14 protein-coding genes and 1 tRNA gene are annotated in these 17882 nt (G+C 60.6%); 13 read left to right on the plus strand and 2 right to left on the minus strand.

Translation table 11 applies throughout. The annotated features are described in order from the left end of the window. The 12 genes from AC30NL_RS07365 to AC30NL_RS07420 form a co-directional block, all read left to right on the plus strand. Nucleotides 1–101, plus strand: a 101-nt coding sequence (locus AC30NL_RS07365) for an EF-Tu C-terminal domain-related protein (RefSeq protein WP_489463373.1), incomplete at its 5' end; no start/stop codon positions are given. A 36-nt stretch (nucleotides 102–137) separates the two neighbouring features. Further along, nucleotides 138–213: transfer RNA gene (locus AC30NL_RS07370), tRNA-Trp, on the plus strand. A gap of 135 nt (nucleotides 214–348) precedes the next feature. Next, entirely contained in the window at nucleotides 349–732 is a 384-nt protein-coding gene (secE, locus tag AC30NL_RS07375) for a preprotein translocase subunit SecE (protein WP_489463360.1), read from the plus strand. A 10-nt stretch (nucleotides 733–742) separates the two neighbouring features. Beyond that, nucleotides 743–1336, plus strand: a complete 594-nt coding sequence (gene nusG, locus AC30NL_RS07380) for a transcription termination/antitermination protein NusG (RefSeq protein WP_489463361.1) — start codon at nucleotides 743–745, stop codon at nucleotides 1334–1336. Between the two features lie 169 nt (nucleotides 1337–1505). Beyond that, nucleotides 1506–1937, plus strand: coding sequence for a 50S ribosomal protein L11 (rplK, locus tag AC30NL_RS07385; RefSeq protein ID WP_489463362.1), 432 nt, complete (start codon nucleotides 1506–1508; stop codon nucleotides 1935–1937). 2 nt (nucleotides 1938–1939) lie between these two features. Continuing rightward, complete coding sequence (rplA, locus tag AC30NL_RS07390; RefSeq protein WP_489463363.1) at nucleotides 1940–2650, plus strand: 50S ribosomal protein L1; 711 nt, start codon at nucleotides 1940–1942, stop codon at nucleotides 2648–2650. Nucleotides 2651–2916: 266 nt separating this feature from the next. Beyond that, nucleotides 2917–3450 (plus strand): 50S ribosomal protein L10, encoded by a 534-nt coding sequence (gene rplJ / locus AC30NL_RS07395; protein ID WP_489463364.1) that lies wholly within the window; start codon nucleotides 2917–2919, stop codon nucleotides 3448–3450. 41 nt (nucleotides 3451–3491) lie between these two features. Beyond that, on the plus strand, nucleotides 3492–3869 hold the full coding sequence (gene rplL / locus AC30NL_RS07400; protein ID WP_489463365.1) for a 50S ribosomal protein L7/L12: 378 nt from the start codon (nucleotides 3492–3494) through the stop codon (nucleotides 3867–3869). 299 nt (nucleotides 3870–4168) lie between these two features. Next, entirely contained in the window at nucleotides 4169–8293 is a 4125-nt protein-coding gene (rpoB, locus tag AC30NL_RS07405) for a DNA-directed RNA polymerase subunit beta (protein WP_489463366.1), read from the plus strand. Nucleotides 8294–8310: 17 nt separating this feature from the next. Continuing rightward, complete coding sequence (gene rpoC / locus AC30NL_RS07410; protein ID WP_489463367.1) at nucleotides 8311–12531, plus strand: DNA-directed RNA polymerase subunit beta'; 4221 nt, start codon at nucleotides 8311–8313, stop codon at nucleotides 12529–12531. Between the two features lie 300 nt (nucleotides 12532–12831). Continuing rightward, nucleotides 12832–12969, plus strand: a complete 138-nt coding sequence (locus AC30NL_RS07415) for a hypothetical protein (protein WP_489463368.1) — start codon at nucleotides 12832–12834, stop codon at nucleotides 12967–12969. 847 nt (nucleotides 12970–13816) lie between these two features. Next, nucleotides 13817–14902: an esterase/lipase family protein gene (locus AC30NL_RS07420; protein ID WP_489463369.1), complete on the plus strand. Its 1086-nt coding sequence runs from the start codon at nucleotides 13817–13819 to the stop codon at nucleotides 14900–14902. A gap of 146 nt (nucleotides 14903–15048) precedes the next feature. On the opposite strand, the gene phhA is transcribed toward AC30NL_RS07420, so the two are convergent. After that, a complete protein-coding gene (phhA, locus tag AC30NL_RS07425; RefSeq protein ID WP_489463370.1) occupies nucleotides 15049–15930 on the minus strand; it encodes a phenylalanine 4-monooxygenase in 882 nt (293 codons plus the stop codon). A 7-nt stretch (nucleotides 15931–15937) separates the two neighbouring features. Further along, on the minus strand, nucleotides 15938–17062 hold the full coding sequence (gene hppD / locus AC30NL_RS07430) for a 4-hydroxyphenylpyruvate dioxygenase (protein ID WP_489463371.1): 1125 nt from the start codon (nucleotides 17060–17062) through the stop codon (nucleotides 15938–15940). A 149-nt stretch (nucleotides 17063–17211) separates the two neighbouring features. Between hppD and AC30NL_RS07435 the strand changes: the two genes are divergently transcribed. After that, nucleotides 17212–17694, plus strand: a complete 483-nt coding sequence (locus AC30NL_RS07435) for an Lrp/AsnC family transcriptional regulator (protein ID WP_489463372.1) — start codon at nucleotides 17212–17214, stop codon at nucleotides 17692–17694. Nucleotides 17695–17882: the final 188 nt, after the last annotated feature.

Genomic DNA, 17882 nt, shown 5'->3' on the forward strand with positions numbered 1-17882 from the left:
AATTGATCAACCCGATCGCCATGGAAGAGGGTCTGCGCTTCGCCATCCGTGAAGGCGGCCGAACCGTCGGCGCCGGCGTCGTCGCCAAGATCATCGAGTAATCAATCGCTCAAGCGATCCAGCGTTTTTAAGGCCGCAGGGGTATAGCTCAATTGGCAGAGCGCCGGTCTCCAAAACCGGAGGTTGGGGGTTCGATGCCCTCTGCCCCTGCCAAGCGACTGTTCTGGTGAATCGGTCGCCGCGGCCGAAAAAGCAGCCCGTGAGCGTACGAAAGTGCCTCCGGGCTTTGCTGCTGTAGGACACCAAGGGTATTGTTTTCCGAAAACGCCCCGAAATGAACTGAAACCAATGTCGAATCCTTCTGTCGAAACTGTCTCCACCGGTGCTGATAAAGCCAAGCTGGCCATTGCCGGCCTCTTGGTGATCGGTGCCGTGGTCGCGTTCTACGCCTTGGGCAAGCAAGACCAGTGGGTGCGCATCGTCGCGCTCCTGGGTATGTTGGTTGTGGCAGTTGGAATTTTCTTCACTTCCGAATCCGGCAAGCAGCTCATCGCTTACGGTCAGGATTCGATCAAGGAAGTGAAAAAGGTCGTGTGGCCGACGCGCAAGGAAGCCACGCAGATGACCATGTACGTGTTTGCGTTTGTGTTCGTGATGGCGCTGTTTCTGTGGCTGACCGACAAGACGCTGGAATGGGCGCTGTACGACCTGATCTTGGGCTGGAAGCGTTGAGGACTCCGAAATGACCGACCAAGTCGAAAACGCCGCCGCCCCGACCACGCCGGAGACGCCCGCCGTCCCCAATAACAAGCGCTGGTACGTGGTGCATGCCTATTCCGGCATGGAAAAAGCTGTGGAGCGCAACCTGCGTGAGCGCATCGACCGCTCCGAAATGCAGGCAAAGTTCGGCCGCATTCTCGTGCCCATGGAAGAAGTCGTCGAGCTCAAGAACGGCAAGAAGTCCGTCAGCGAGCGCCGCTTCTTCCCAGGTTACGTGCTGGTCGAAATGGAAATGGCCGACGACACTTGGCACTTGGTGAAGCACACCAGCAAGGTGACGGGTTTCGTGGGGGGTGCCAAGAACCGCCCGGCCCCAATCTCGGAAGCCGAGGTCATGAAGATCGTCAACCAGATGCAAGAAGGCATCGAGAAGCCGCGGCCCAAAGTCGAGTGGGAAGTGGGCGAACTGGTGCGTGTCAAGGAAGGTCCGTTCACCGACTTCAACGGCGCGATCGAGGATGTCAACTACGACAAGTCCAAGGTACGCGTCTCGGTCACCATCTTCGGCCGTGCCACGCCCGTCGAACTCGACTTCGCGCAGGTCGAGAAGGTCTGACGAAATAATCCAGAGCCGATGCGGGCTCGGGGGCGGCCGAAAGTCCGAACCAAACCGCATCCGTTGCTGCAGGTGACGAGACACCTGTACGAGGAGCCAAGGTAACCAGCCCTTGGCGTTTGAACTCAAGGGCCATCGCTTTTAGCCGGCCTTGCATTGAAAGAGTTACATGGCAAAGAAAATTGTCGGCTTCATCAAGCTGCAAATTCCGGCGGGCAAAGCAAACCCGTCGCCCCCGATCGGTCCGGCGCTGGGTCAGCGCGGCTTGAACATCATGGAGTTCTGCAAGGCGTTCAACGCCCAAACGCAGAGCCTGGAGCCAGGTCTGGTGCTGCCGGTGGTCATCACCGCCTTCGCTGACAAGTCGTTCACCTTCGTCCTCAAGACGCCGCCGGCCACCGTGCTGATCAAGAAGGCGATCAAGCTGGACAAGGGATCGCCGCGTCCGAATGCACAGAAGGTCGGCAAGCTGACCCGCGCGCAGATCGAAGAGATCGCCAAGACCAAGATGAAGGACCTGACGGCCGCCGATCTGGATGCCGCGGTTCGCACAATCGCAGGTTCCGCCCGCTCGATGGGCGTGACGGTGGAAGGGGTCTGATCATGGCAAAACTGACCAAACGTCAAAAGGCAACCACCGGCAAGGTCGACAGCAACAAGCTTTACGCCATCGACAACGCCCTCGCGATCGTCAAGGAATGCGCAACCGCCAAGTTCGATGAATCCATCGACGTAGCTGTGCAGCTCGGCATCGACGCCAAGAAATCCGACCAAGTCGTTCGTGGCGCCGTCGTGCTTCCCAACGGTACTGGCAAGACCAAACGAGTCGCTGTGTTCGCCCAAGGCGCCAAGGCTGAGGAAGCCCGCGCCGCCGGCGCCGACGTCGTCGGCATGGAAGATCTGGCTGAACAAGTCAAGGCCGGCAACATCAACTTCGACGTCGTTATCGCTTCGCCCGACACGATGCGCGTGGTCGGGACGCTCGGCCAGATCCTTGGTCCGCGCGGGCTGATGCCGAACCCGAAGGTCGGCACCGTGACGCCCGACGTTGCGACCGCCGTCAAGAACGCCAAGGCCGGTCAGGTGCAGTTCCGTGTCGACAAGGCCGGCATCGTGCACGGCACGATTGGACGTCGTTCGTTCGACACCGACAAGCTGATCGGCAACCTGCGCGCACTGGTCGAGGCCCTGAATAAGGCCAAGCCGGCGTCAAGCAAGGGCGTCTACCTGCGCAAGGTAGCTGTGTCATCGACCATGGGTATCGGCGCTCGCGTCGACATCGCGTCGCTGAACGCTACCGCGCCGCAGGCGTAAAGGAAGTGAGAGTCGGCGCGAGTCTGGCGCCGGCTCGATGAGTTTGGTGGGCTGCGTGAATCGCAAGAAACACGCAGGTCATCCAAGACCGCTGGTGGAGCCCTCGGCTCCCTAAACGAAGGCCGATGTTTCGACATCGACCGATGGCCAGCGCAGATGGCGGTCCCGCTGAAAAAGGATTTGATTCCCGGTTTCAGAAGGTCGCTGAACGAGGTGTGCGGGGAGTCTGGCAACAGCCAAGCCGCACGTGATGTGAGGAGTAGACCTTGAGTCTCAATCGCAACGAGAAAGCAGCCGTGGTGACGGATGTGGCCGCGCAAGTCGCGCGTTCGCAGACGTTGGCGCTGGCCGAGTACCGTGGCCTCACCGTGGAACACTTGAACAACCTGCGCCGTCAAGCACGCGACAAGGGTGTGTACCTTCATGTCTTGAAGAACACGCTCGCACGTCGCGCTGTCGCCGGCACACCGTTCGAAGTGGCCTCGGATGCCATGGTCGGCCCGCTGATCTACGGTTTTTCCGAAGACGCTGTCGCCGCGGCCAAAGTCATTTCCGACTTTGCCAAGGGCAACGACAAGCTGATCGTCAAGGCTGGCGCCTACGCCGGCAAGGCACTGAATGCTGAAGGTGTGAAGGCATTGGCCTCCATTCCCAGCAAGGAAGTGCTACTGGCGCAGTTGGCTGGTCTTCTCATGTCGCCGATCTCGCGCACCGCGCGTGTCCTGGCGGCAGTCGCCGAGAAGAAGGGTGGTGGTGCTGCAGAAGCGCCGGCTGCCGAAGAAGCCCCTGCGGCCGCTTGAACGATCAATCGCAACCTTTTACCTGATATCTAGGAATCAACATGGCATTCGATAAAGACGCTTTCCTGACGGCCCTCGACGGCATGTCGGTGATGGAACTCAATGAGCTGGTCAAGGCCATTGAAGAGAAGTTCGGCGTGTCCGCCGCTGCAATGGCCGCTCCGACCGGTGGCGGCGGTGGCGCTGCTGCCCCGGCCGCTGAAGAGAAGACCGAATTCAATGTTGTGCTGCTCGAAGCCGGTGCGAACAAGGTTTCGGTCATCAAGGCCGTGCGCGAACTGACGGGCCTGGGCCTGAAGGAAGCCAAGGACCTGGTCGATGGCGCTCCGAAGCCCGTCAAGGAAGCCATCCCCAAGGCCGACGCAGAAGCTGCTGTCAAGAAGCTGGTAGAAGCCGGCGCCAAGGCCGAGCTCAAGTAATCGAGCTCTGTCGCATGGGGCTGGGAGCCAAAAACGGCCCCCAGCCTTTTGCGCTTCAAGGGTCAGGCAGTTTTTGACCCTTGGAGAGCACCTGAAAGCCCCCGTCGGGGTCTTCCAAGTGTTCTCTGATCCGACTGCAGAGAACGGGTTTGGTCGGGCCCCGGTGCAATGCCGGGGTTGTCCGCCAGCGGTTGGTAGTGGCCAGCCACCAAGCTTCGAACGCAAGGTTCGAAAGACAGTCGCCGACGGAGCCTCGCCTAGGCCAGGTGGGGTTCCTGAGACGGAGTGTGAAAACACATATGGCGCAGCATCCAACCCCCTACAGCTACACCGAACGCAAGCGGATCCGCAAGAGTTTCGGCAAGCGTGAGAGTGTCCTCAACGTCCCCTACCTGCTGACCATGCAGCGGGAGTCGTACGTCGCCTTCCTGCAGAAGGACGTACCACCGCAAAAGCGCAAACCAGAAGGCCTCCAGGCCGCATTCCTGTCCGCGTTCCCGATCGTGTCGCACAACGGGTTCGTGGAGATGAAGTTCATTGAATTCAACATGGCCAAGCCTGCATTCGACACGCGGGAGTGTCAGCAGCGTGGCTTGACCTACGCTGCCGCCGTGCGCGCGAAGCTGCAGATGATCATCTATGACCGCGAATCGCCGCAGGCGAAGACTGTCAAGGAGATCAAGGAGCAAGAGGTCTACATGGGCGAAGTTCCGCTCATGACCGACTACGGCTCGTTCATCGTCAACGGCACGGAGCGTGTCATCGTCTCGCAGCTGCACCGTTCGCCGGGCGTGTTCTTCGAACACGACAAAGGCAAGACGCACAGCTCGGGCAAGCTGCTGTTCAGCGCACGGATCATCCCGTACCGTGGCTCCTGGCTCGACTTCGAATTCGACCCGAAGGACATTCTGTACTTCCGCGTCGACCGTCGCCGCAAGATGCCCGTGACGATCCTGCTGAAGGCCATCGGCCTGAACCCGGAATCGATCCTCGCCCACTTCTTTGTGTTCGACAACTTCCGCCTGATGGACTCCGGTGCCCAGATGGAATTCGTGGCCGACCGCCTGCGTGGCGAAGTCGCTCGCTTCGACATCACCGACAAGAACGGCAACGTCATTGTCGAGAAGGACAAGCGGATCACGGCGCGCCACACCCGCCAACTCGAGCAGACAGAGACGCAGTTCGTGAGCGTGCCCGAGGATTACCTCGTTGGCCGCATGTTGGCGCGTAACATCGTAGACCCCGACACGGGCGAGATCATCGCCAAGGCCAACGACGAGATCACCGAGTCACTCCTCAAGAAGCTGCGCACCGCCGGCATCAAGGAAATCCAGGCGCTCTACACGAACGAGCTGGACGAGGGGGCGTATATCTCGCAGACGCTGGCCGCCGACGAAACGGCCGACCAACTGGCTGCGCGCGTCGCCATCTATCGCATGATGCGCCCCGGCGAGCCGCCGACCGAAGACGCTGTCGAAGCGCTATTCCATCGCCTGTTCTACAGCGCCGACACGTACGACCTGTCGCGCGTGGGCCGCATGAAGTTCAATGCCCGTGTGGGTCGGGACGTGCCTGAAGGTCCCATGACCTTGAGCAATGACGACATCCTCGACGTGGTGAAAATCCTCGTCGAGTTGCGCAACGGCCGCGGTGAAGTTGACGACATCGATCACTTGGGCAATCGTCGCGTGCGTTGCGTGGGCGAACTGGCAGAGAACCAGTACCGCTCAGGGCTCGCCCGCATCGAGAAGGCCGTGAAAGAGCGTCTGGGCCAAGCCGAAACCGAAGCCCTGATGCCACACGATCTGATCAACTCCAAGCCGATTTCCGCGGCATTGAAGGAGTTCTTCGGTGCGTCGCAGCTGTCGCAGTTCATGGACCAGACCAACCCGTTGTCCGAGATCACGCACAAGCGTCGCGTCTCGGCACTGGGCCCAGGCGGTTTGACTCGCGAGCGTGCCGGCTTTGAAGTGCGCGACGTGCACCCGACCCACTACGGCCGCGTGTGCCCGATAGAAACGCCTGAAGGTCCAAACATCGGCCTGATCAACTCGCTGGCGTTGTATGCGCAGCTCAACGAATATGGCTTCCTCGAGACGCCGTATCGCCGGGTTGCCGATGGCAAGGTGACGATGCAGATCGACTACCTGTCGGCCATCGAAGAAGGCAAGTACGTGATCGCGCAGGCCAACGCTTCGCTCGATGCTGAAGGCAAGCTGATCGACGAACTGGTGTCCGCGCGTGACAACGGCGAATCCATCCTGACCTCGCCGGAACGTATCCAGTACATGGACGTTGCTCCGACGCAGATCGTTTCGGTGGCGGCTTCGCTCGTGCCCTTCCTGGAGCACGACGACGCGAACCGCGCCTTGATGGGCGCCAACATGCAACGCCAGGCTGTGCCGACTTTGCGTCCTGAAAAGGCGCTGGTGGGCACCGGCGTCGAACGCGTGGCGGCCAAGGACTCGGGAACGGTTGTCGCAGCCCGCCGCGGCGGCGTCGTGGACTATGTCGATACCAACCGCATCGTGATCCGCGTTGACGACAAGGAAACTGTCGCGGGCGAAGTCGGCGTCGACATCTACAACCTGATCAAGTACCAGCGTTCCAACCAGAACACCAACATTCATCAGCGTCCGATCGTCAGGCGCGGTGACACGGTGACGGCCGAAGACATCATCGCCGACGGCGCATCCACCGACATTGGTGAACTGGCCTTGGGCCAAAACATGTTGGTCGCGTTCATGCCCTGGAATGGCTACAACTTCGAAGATTCGATCCTGATCTCTGAACGCGTAGTGGCCGATGACCGCTACACCTCGATCCACATCGAGGAACTGGTGGTGATGGCTCGCGACACCAAGCTGGGCGCTGAAGAAATTACGCGTGACATCCCGAACCTGTCGGAGCAGCAGCTTGCTCGCCTCGACGAGTCTGGCATCGTCTACGTAGGCGCCGAAGTGAACCCGGGCGACACGCTGGTCGGCAAGGTCACGCCCAAGGGCGAGACGACGCTGACGCCGGAAGAAAAGCTGCTGCGCGCCATCTTCGGCGAGAAGGCTTCGGATGTGAAGGACACGTCGCTGCGTGTGGACCAAGGCACAAGCGGCACGGTCATCGATGTGCAAGTCTTCACCCGTGAAGGCATTCCGCGCGACAAGCGTGCGCAGCAGATCATCGACGATGAACTGAAGCGCTTTCGCCTCGACTTGAACGACCAGCTTCGCATCGTGGAAGCCGACGCGTTCGACCGGATCGAGAAGCTGCTGATTGGCAAGACCGCCAACGGCGGGCCGCAGAAGATCGCCAAGGGCACGACCATCGACAAGGCCTATCTCGCCAGCGTCGAGAAATACCACTGGTTCGACGTCCGCCCGTCGGATGACGACATCGCCAACCAGCTCGAAAGCATCAAGAATTCGCTGGAGCAGACGCGCCACAGCTTCGACCTCGCGTTCGAAGAAAAGCGCAAGAAGCTTACCCAAGGCGACGAGCTGCCAGCTGGCGTGCTGAAGATGGTGAAGGTGTACCTGGCCGTCAAGCGTCGCCTGCAGCCCGGCGACAAGATGGCCGGCCGGCACGGCAACAAGGGTGTGGTGTCCAAGATCGTTCCGGTCGAAGACATGCCCTACATGGCCGACGGCACGCCGTGCGACATCGTGCTGAATCCGCTGGGCGTCCCTTCGCGGATGAACGTCGGTCAGGTGCTCGAAGTCCACCTCGGCTGGGCTGGCAAAGGCATCGGACAGCGCATCGGCGCCATGCTGCAAGAGCAAGCCAAGGTAGCAGAGCTGCGCAAGTTCCTCGACGAGCTGTACAACAAATCAGGCGGCAGGACCGAGCGTCTGGATCATCTGAGCGACGATGAAATCGTCGAGATGGCTGGCAACCTGTCGAAGGGTGTTCCCTTCGCGACGCCGGTGTTCGACGGTGCGGCGGAAGAAGAAATCCGCGGCATGTTGAAGCTGGCCTATCCGGAAGAGGTCGCGAGGGCCAAAGGCCTGACTGACACCCGCACCCAGGCCACGCTGCATGACGGCCGCACCGGCGAAGCTTTCGAGCGTCCGGTCACGGTCGGCTACATGCACGTGCTGAAGCTGCACCACTTGGTCGACGACAAGATGCACGCCCGTTCCACGGGTCCGTACAGCCTCGTCACCCAGCAGCCGCTGGGCGGAAAGGCCCAGTTCGGTGGTCAGCGTTTCGGCGAAATGGAAGTGTGGGCACTGGAAGCCTACGGCGCGTCCTACGTACTGCAGGAAATGCTGACGGTGAAGTCCGACGACGTGAACGGTCGCACCAAGGTGTACGAAAACATCGTCAAGGGCGAACACGCCATCGAAGCCGGCATGCCCGAGTCGTTCAACGTTCTTGTCAAAGAGATTCGGTCTCTGGGCATCGACATTGAACTTGAACGCAACTGAGAGCCAAGGAGTTACGAATGAAAGGTTTGCTCGACCTGTTCAAGCAATTCACCCCTGATGAGCATTTCGATGCCATCAAGATCGGCCTCGCTTCGCCGGAGAAGATCCGGTCGTGGTCGTTTGGTGAGGTGAAGAAGCCCGAAACCATCAACTACCGGACTTTCAAGCCCGAGCGTGATGGCCTGTTCTGCGCCAAGATCTTTGGCCCGATCAAGGACTACGAGTGCCTGTGCGGCAAATACAAGCGCCTCAAGCACCGCGGCGTGATCTGCGAAAAGTGCGGCGTTGAAGTCACCCAGACCAAGGTTCGCCGCGACCGCATGGGTCACATCGACTTGGCCGCTCCCTGCGCGCACATCTGGTTCCTGAAGTCGCTGCCGTCGCGCTTGGGCCTCGTGCTCGACATGACGCTGCGCGACATCGAGCGCGTGCTGTACTTTGAAGCATACGTTGTCGTCGATCCCGGCATGACTCCGCTGAAGAAGTTCAGCATCATGAGTGAAGATGACTACGACGCGAAGCGCACCGAATTCGGCGACGAATTCATTGCGCTGATGGGTGCCGAAGGCGTCAAAAAGCTGCTCGAAGAAATCGACCTGGACGTCGAGATCGAGCGCCTTCGTGGCGACATGACCGGCTCCGAGCTCAAGGTCAAGAAGAACTCCAAGCGCCTGAAGGTGATGGAAGCCTTCAAGAAGTCGGGCATCAAGCCTCAGTGGATGGTGATGGACGTGCTGCCGGTGCTCCCGCCGGACCTGCGTCCGCTCGTGCCGCTGGACGGCGGCCGCTTTGCCACCTCGGACCTGAATGATCTATATCGCCGCGTCATCAATCGCAACAATCGCCTCGCGCGTCTGTTGGAGTTGAAGGCTCCGGAAATCATCGTGCGCAATGAAAAGCGCATGCTGCAAGAGGCCGTCGATTCGCTGCTGGACAACGGTCGTCGCGGCAAGGCCATGACGGGCGCAAACAAGCGTGCGCTCAAGTCGCTGGCCGACATGATCAAGGGCAAGAGCGGTCGGTTCCGCCAGAACCTGCTGGGCAAGCGCGTCGACTACTCCGGTCGTTCGGTCATCGTGGTCGGGCCGACGCTCAAGCTGCACCAGTGCGGCTTGCCGAAGCTGATGGCGCTTGAACTATTCAAGCCGTTCATCTTCTCGCGCCTGGAAGCCATGGGCATCGCCACCACTATCAAGGCGGCGAAAAAGGAAGTTGAAAGCGGCACGCCGGTCGTGTGGGACATTCTTGAAGAAGTCATCAAGGAACACCCGGTCATGCTGAACCGCGCGCCGACGCTGCACCGCCTGGGCATTCAAGCCTTTGAGCCGGTGCTGATCGAAGGCAAGGCGATCCAGTTGCATCCGCTCGTCTGCTCGGCGTTCAACGCCGACTTCGACGGTGACCAGATGGCTGTCCACATTCCGCTGTCGATCGAGGCGCAAATGGAAGCCCGCACGCTGATGCTGGCCTCGAACAACATCCTGTTCCCGGCCAACGGCGAGCCCTCCATCGTCCCGTCGCAAGACGTGGTGCTGGGCCTGTACTACGCGACCCGCGATCGCATCAACGGCCTGGGCGAAGGCATCATCTTCTCGGATGTGCCCGAAGTGCAGCGCGCGCTCGACAACAAGATGGTAGAAATCACCGCCAAGGTGAGCGTGCGCCTGACCGAATACGTCAAGAATGCGGACACAGGTGACTTCACGCCGGTGACCAAGCTCGTCGACACGACGGTCGGTCGTGCTCTGCTGTCGGAGATCCTGCCCAAGGGTTTGCCGTTCAGCAACATCAACAAGGCGCTAAAGAAGAAAGAGATCTCTCGCTTGATCAACACTTCGTTCCGCAAGTGCGGACTGAAGGAAACGGTCGTGTTTGCCGATAAGCTGCTGCAGTCGGGCTTCCGCCTGGCCACACGTGCGGGCATCTCGATCGCGATCGACGACATGTTGGTTCCGAAGGAAAAGCATGGCTTGATCGAGCGCGCCGAGAAGGAAGTCAAGGAGATCGAGCAGCAATACGTCTCGGGTCTTGTGACCGCCGGGGAGCGCTACAACAAGGTCGTGGACATCTGGGGCAAGACTGGCGACGAAGTCGGCAAGGTCATGATGTCGCAGCTGTCCAAGCAGAAGACGACCGACCGCCATGGCAAGGAAGTCGACCAGGAGTCATTCAACTCCATCTACATGATGGCCGACTCGGGCGCTCGCGGTTCTGCCGCGCAGATTCGTCAGCTAGCGGGTATGCGGGGCCTGATGGCCAAGCCGGACGGCTCGATCATCGAGACGCCAATTACCGCAAACTTCCGCGAAGGCCTGAACGTTCTCCAGTACTTCATCTCGACCCACGGAGCACGTAAGGGCCTCGCGGACACGGCGCTAAAGACTGCCAACTCCGGCTACCTGACCCGTCGTCTGGTCGATGTGACGCAAGACTTGGTCGTGACCGAGGACGATTGCGGCACCGAGAACGGCATGAACCAGCGCGCACTGGTCGAAGGCGGTGAAGTCATCGAATCGCTGCGCGACCGCATCCTCGGCCGCGTGACGGCGACGGAAGTGGAGCACCCCGAGACGCAGCAGGTGCTACTGCCGGGCGGTGCCATGCTCGACGAAGACACGCTCGATCTGCTCGAAGCGGCGGGCGTCGACGAAGTCAAGGTTCGCACAGCACTCACTTGCGGCACGCGCTTCGGTATTTGCGCCAAGTGCTACGGCCGTGACTTGGGTCGTGGCGGCCTCGTGAACCAGGGCGAAGCGATCGGGGTGATCGCCGCCCAGTCGATCGGCGAGCCGGGCACGCAGCTCACAATGCGCACGTTCCACATCGGTGGTGCGGCGTCGCGTGCTGCGGTTGCGTCGAGCGTGGACGCGAAGTCCGACGGCCACATCGGATTCAATGCCACGATGCGGTACGTGACCAACGGCAAGGGTGAATTGGTGGTGATTTCCCGTTCCGGGGAGATCATCATTTCCGACCAGCACGGCCGCGAGCGTGAGCGTCACAAGGTGCCGTACGGTGCCCTGCTGTCGATCAAGGCCGACCAGCAGATCAAAGCTGGTACGGTGCTGGCCAACTGGGACCCGCTGACCCGCCCGATCATCACGGAATTCGCCGGTCGTGCGAAGTTCGAGAACATCGAGGAGGGCGTGACGGTCGCCAAGCAGGTCGACGAAGTCACGGGCTTGTCCACGCTCGTCGTGATCGACCCGAAGCGCCGCGGCGCGGCTAAGGTTGTTCGTCCGCAGGTCAAGCTGCTCGACGCCAATGGCAACGAAGTGAAGATCCCGGGCACCGATCACTCGGTGACCATCGCCTTCCAGGTGGGATCGCTCGTTCAGATCCGTGACGGTCAGGACCTCGCGCCGGGTGAAGTGCTTGCACGTATCCCAGTCGAAGGCCAGAAGACCCGTGACATTACCGGCGGTCTGCCGCGTGTGGCTGAACTGTTCGAGGCACGTTCGCCGAAGGACAAGGGCACGCTCGCGGAGATGACCGGCACGGTGTCGTTCGGCAAGGAAACCAAGGGCAAGGTTCGCCTGCAGATCACCGATCCGGACGGCAAGGTGTACGAGGAACTCGTTCCGAAGGAAAAGAACATCCTCGTGCACGAAGGGCAGGTGGTCAACAAGGGCGAGTCCATTGTCGACGGTCCGGCCGATCCGCAGGACATCCTGCGCTTGTTGGGCATCGAGGAACTGGCGCGCTACATCGTCGACGAAGTTCAGGACGTGTACCGTCTCCAGGGCGTGAAGATCAACGACAAGCACATCGAGGTGATCGTTCGCCAGATGCTGCGCCGCGTTCAGATCGTCAACCCGGGCGACACGCACTACATCGCCAACGAACAGGTGGAGCGTTCGGAGCTGCTGGACACCAACGATCGCATGCTGGCCGAAGGCAAGCTGACCGCCACGCACAGCGATGTGCTGCTTGGCATCACCAAGGCGTCGCTGTCGACTGACAGCTTCATCTCGGCCGCATCCTTCCAGGAAACCACTCGCGTGCTCACCGAGGCTGCCATCATGGGCAAGCGCGACGAGCTGCGTGGTCTGAAGGAAAACGTCATCGTGGGTCGTCTCATCCCTGCCGGGACTGGCATGGCTTTCCATCAGGCCCGCAAGGCCAAGGAAGAAATGGACGACGCCGAGCGCCGCGCGATCGCGATGCAGGAGGCCGAGGAACTGGCTTCCGTGCAGCTTGCTCAGGTGGACGCAGGCACGGGCGAAGCGACCGAGTAATCGGGCGTCATCGTTTCAGCCAAAAAGGGCGACTTCGGTCGCCCTTTTTCCCTTCGTACGCACAGCATGGGCGCACACCTGCGGCGCAAGTCCCGCCGAAAGTTGATCACGACGAACGAAGTGAAGCGCAACTGCATGAGGGTGACCGGATGGGGAGATCTCGCCTTGTGCCTGAAAGGGTGACGGCAGTGCCGGGAGCGAGAAGTCAGCAAAGGCCGTAGTAGTGCTGGTAACGAGCCGAAAAGGCCCAAGCGAAAGCACGAAGGAAGCGATCCCCTGTGCAGCCATCCTGCGCAAGAGATGAGGGCAGGGCGCGAAGCAGGCGTGCAGGCGCAGGCTTCAAACCACCTACTGCTGCTGCTGCTGCTGCTGCTGCTGCTGCTGCTGCTGCGCTTAAGAGGCGTGGTGGTGAGCGAGATGGGAAAAGGTCGGGCTTGACCCAATCAGGTAAGTGTCGAAGAGACGAACGCAAGTGAACCGCTGATGACGTGTCGAAAGCGTATGAACGGTGGCGAATCCACGGGGCAGTCTTAACGAGGGACAAGCATCGGGGGATGTCTGTTGACGGCCCGGGCGACATCCGGCATGCAGTTTGAAGAGGGCCTGTGTACAACAAACGTGTCGGCGCCGACTGAATTTTGAGCCACCGTGCCGATCGAATATTGAGCCGGGGGCCGGTAGCCGACCGTTTGCTGGTCGGCTGTGGATAAGTGTAGGTTCTTGCCTTGGTCGTTGACCTCCTCGGTGCTGTGATATGCGCGCGGGGGGATCCGCGAAGTGCGTAGTCCGTAGCGGATTCCCCCGCGCGGCGGTCGCCAGAAATGTGCTTCGGCCTTGGCGCCTTGCGGGCCTGCTCGCGTGCCTTGACAGCACTGGCGCCTCGAACAGCAGCGTGAATTGCGCGCCCACGAACGGGCAACTGGGTCGTCTTGCCACATGCCGAGCAGCCCACGTGGAGTAGCGGGGAACGACTCCACGAATTCGGCGTAGCATGCGCGTTACATTCTGCCGACTACACGAATTCGTGCGCCGCGGCTGCAAGTCCACCAAGTTCGTGTCGAACTCGGGGACATCCATCACAGAGACAAAGATCATTGACTACGAAGCGTTGAGCGTGGCGAGAAACGCACTGCGCTGGAAACAAGATGCTGCGTAAACGCGGCTTCATCGCCCACCATCGCAACAGTCTGATGCTCAATTCCTCGCTGCATCTCTTGTCCCAGCCGACTTCAGGGCAGGACGCCTCGCGTCCGCAAACATGTGTCCTTCACATTAAGATCCACCGATGCTTGCACGTCTTCAGCAGCTAACGACCATTGGCCTGTTGCTTGCGGCGTTCGTCTGGGTGGCGTATTTCCTCACGAACGGATCGCCAGGGTGGGCCGCAGTAGGAGCGTTGCTGATCGTATTGGGGTATTCGCTCGTCCTCGCGGCCGAGTTCATCACGCTATGGTTCGTCAATCGCAACGATCCGGCCCCTCGCGCGACCCTGTGGCAGCACATCCGCGCCTGGTGGGGCGAGGTGGTTACCACTCCGCAGGTCTTCTGCTGGCGTCAACCCTTTTGCGCGAATGCCGTGGCGGACTACCTACCTCAGGGCGCGGATCAGCGAGGGGTGCTGTTCGTGCATGGTTTCCTGTGCAACCGCGGCCTTTGGAATCCGCACATGCGCATGCTTCGCGGGCAAGGCATACCTTCTGTCGCTGTGAATTTGGAGCCTGTGTTCGGCTCGATCGATTCCTATGCCGACCTCGTCGAGAAGGCGGTCAGGCGCATCAAGGCCGCCACCGGACAACCTCCCGTGATCGTCGCGCACAGCATGGGCGGGCTCGCGGTCCGGGTCTGGCTAGATGCTTACCAAGGCGACGGGCACGCACACCGAATTATCACGATCGGCACGCCGCATCGCGGCACCTTCCTGGGCAAGTACGCGTTCTCGCCCAATGCGAAGCAGATGAACCTGTCCAGCGACTGGCAACGGCGCCTCGCGGCGCGTGAACCGGCGCATCGGTTTAACTGCTTCACCTGTTTCTACGGTCACTGCGACAACATCGTTTTCCCCGCGTCAACCGCTATGCTGCCGGGAGCCGACAACCGGCACATTGCGGCCATCGCCCATGTTCACATGGCCCATCACGACGAAGTGTTCAACGAACTCCTGCGCTGGGTCAGATCGACAAGCGATGTCGGCCGTGCCGACAGCGAACCTGGGCTGGGCGCCCAAGGAACTGCAGCCAGTCCTGATGGCCATGCCGGTGGCCCGCCTGATCTCGCGGCATCGAAGTTGGCCACGCACCGCTTGCTGCACGACGACACCGCGAGTTCCTCCGATGACCACGCAGGCGCTGACCACATGAGTAGGCGCGGATGATCCGGTCCCGGGCTAGCATCGCCGGCGGTAATGGGCAGATCTGCCTTTTCGCTCTTCGACAACAATAATGCGGCTGAACGCAGGGGCTCAGCGTGGTCTCGTGGCGTGACTGGAACAATCGCCTGATGCCCCCATTTCCGGGGGCATCAGGCGGCGATGTAGAGTCGCTCGCTCGACACTACAGCTCCGGCTTCGATTTCGGGCTGCTGACGCACTGCCTTGTAGATTGGCGTGAAATCGGGCGAGGTGGCTTCGAAGAGCTCATCGAAGGACTCGATGACGAAATAGGTCGCCTGGTACGAGTCAATCTTGTAGCGCGTACGCATGATCCGCTGCAAGTCGAATCCTACCCGGCTCGGTTCCTGGCTGCGCACGCTGTACCGCAATTCGCCGGCCGACGACAGAATGCCAGCACCATAAGCCCGAATGCCGTTGGGCGTATTGATGAGACCGAACTCCACCGTGTACCAATACAGCCGCGCGAGCAGCTCGCAAGCATCCAGCCGACTCGCCTTCAGTCCGCCAGCGCCATAGGCCTGCATGTAGTCGGCGAATATGGGATTGAACAGCAGGGGCACGTGTCCGAAGAGGTCATGGAAGACGTCGGGCTCGACGATGTAGTCGAACTCTTCCGGCTTGCGCAGCCAGCCCGTTACCGGGAACTTGCGCTTCGCGAGCAGCCCAAAGAACGCCTCTTCGGGAATCAGGCCCGGCACGGCCACCACTTCCCAACGAGTCTTTTGATACAGCGTTTCGGACAGCTCGTCGAAGCGTGGAATGCGCTCGGGTGCCCCGAGATGCCTGACCGCCTCGATGAATTCGTTGCAGGCCAACCCGTCGAGTTGAGCTGCCTGCCGCTCATACAGGCGCCGGTACAGATCGTGATCCTGCGCCGTGTAGGCCGACCAGTTCTGCTCGCACGTATAGTCCTCACGCGCCGAGGCGTAGTCGCCGCGCGGAGGCCGTTCGCCCTGCCCGTAGGTCACGGGAGCTACGCCGAGATTCACACCTTTGTCGTGGTCGAGCATGGCAATCCTATGCAGTGGTTCGGGATTTGTCATCGACGAGCACGCCGCGGCGGATCTGGTCAAGCTCGATGCTCTCGAATAGTGCGCGGAAGTTGCCTTCGCCAAAACCCTGGTCGCCCTTCCGCTGGATGATCTCGAAGAAGATTGGCCCGATGACCGTCTGCGTGAAGATCTGCAGCAGCAATTCGTTGGGCGCCCCAAGGTGCGTCGCGCCGTCAATGAGGATGCGCAGGCGCTTCAATTCCTCGAGATTCTCCCCATGATTCGGCAGGCGCTTGTTGACGAGATCGTAATAGGTGGCGATTGTGTCCTGGAACACTACGCCCCCATTCTTCATTCGCTCGACGGTGGCGTAGATATTGTCGGTCCCCAGCGCGATGTGCTGGATGCCTTCGCCGTGGTACAGGTCGAGGTATTCCGCGATCTGGCTCTTGTCGTCCGAACTCTCATTGATAGGAATGCGGATCTTGCCGCAGGGGCTCGTCATCGCCTTGCTTTTGAGGCCGGTAAGCTTGCCTTCAATGTCGAAGTAGCGAATTTCTCGGAAGCCAAAGAGACGCTCGTAAAAGTCCGCCCATTCCTTCATGCGGCCACGGTGCACGTTGTGCGTGAGGTGGTCGATGTAGGTGAGGCCGGCGCCCTTGGGGTTCGCTTCCGCCCCCTCGATGGGCACGAAGTCGACGTCGTAGATGCTGATGTTACCGATGGCGCCCGCTTTTGCGCCATTCTTGCCGTGCCAGCGATCTACGAAGTAGATTAGGCTGTCGCCGATGCCCTTGATGGCCGGGATGTTTAATTCCATTGGTCCGGTCTGGTTGTCGAAGCCCCAGGCGCCGAGTTCGAGGGCACGCTCGTAAGCCTTGGCGGCATCATTCACCCGAAAGGCCATCGCGCACACGCTCGGGCCATGCTGGCGGGCGAAGCGCTGCGCGAATGAGTTCGGCTCGGCGTTGATGATGAAATTGACTTCGCCCTGGCGATACAGCGTCACGTTCTTGTGACGGTGCTTGGCGATGGCCGTGAAGCCCATGATTTCGAAAAGTTTGCCCAATGCCGCCGGGTCCGGCGCCGCGTACTCGACGAACTCGAAACCGTCGGTGCCCATCGGGTTGTCCCAGGGGGTGAATTGCATTGAGGCGCTCCTGTCAAAGTGAAATGCGGGACGGGTTCGCATTGGCGCCCCGACCAGTCCGCAAACTTTAAAATCTTCGACCCGCAGATTTTCTGCAAGTTTCCCTGCTGTTCTGGTATCTTGTGCAGGAAACCTGCAAAATGCATTTCATGGAAACGACCATTCAGCTAGATGCCATCGATCGGCGCATTCTTCGAGCTCTCCAGGTCGACGGGCGAATGACTTACGACGTGCTGGCGGCGCAGGTCAGCCTGTCGCCATCGGCAACGCTTCGGCGGGTGAAGCGGCTGGAAGAGGACAAGATCATTGCGGGGTATGTGGCACTTATCCCGCCGGAGCGAGTGGGGCTAGGCCTCACGGCTTATCTCAACGTGCGCCTCGAGAAGCACTCGGAAGTGCATAAGCGCAACCCCATGGATCTGTTCCGGGCCGCCGTGCAGACTTGGCCCGAAGTGGTCGAGTGTGCGGCGTTGACCGGCGAGATGGATTACCTGCTGCGCGTGGTGGTCGAAGACATGGCGCACTATTCCCGCTTCATCATGGACACGCTGCTCAAGCACCCAAGCGTGCAGGACTGCAAGACGAGCTTCGTACTCGATCGCGTGAAGAACACCACCGCTGTGCCGGTGTAGACCAGCGCACCAGCTCAGAGGCTGAGAGTATTTCGATCATGCCCGCTCATCACGCCAAAAGACCCCTGCTCGTCGTTGCAAATGCTCGTCATAGTGCAGAGAGTCTTTAGTCTGGCGGACGCGGCGCCCCGGTCTCCGCTGACGGCACGGCGTGACCGCCGCGGCCGGTAGGCTAAAGATCCCGTTGC

The organism is Rhizobacter sp., from assembly GCA_021153565.1.
Taxonomy (GTDB): domain Bacteria; phylum Pseudomonadota; class Gammaproteobacteria; order Burkholderiales; family Burkholderiaceae_C; genus Albitalea.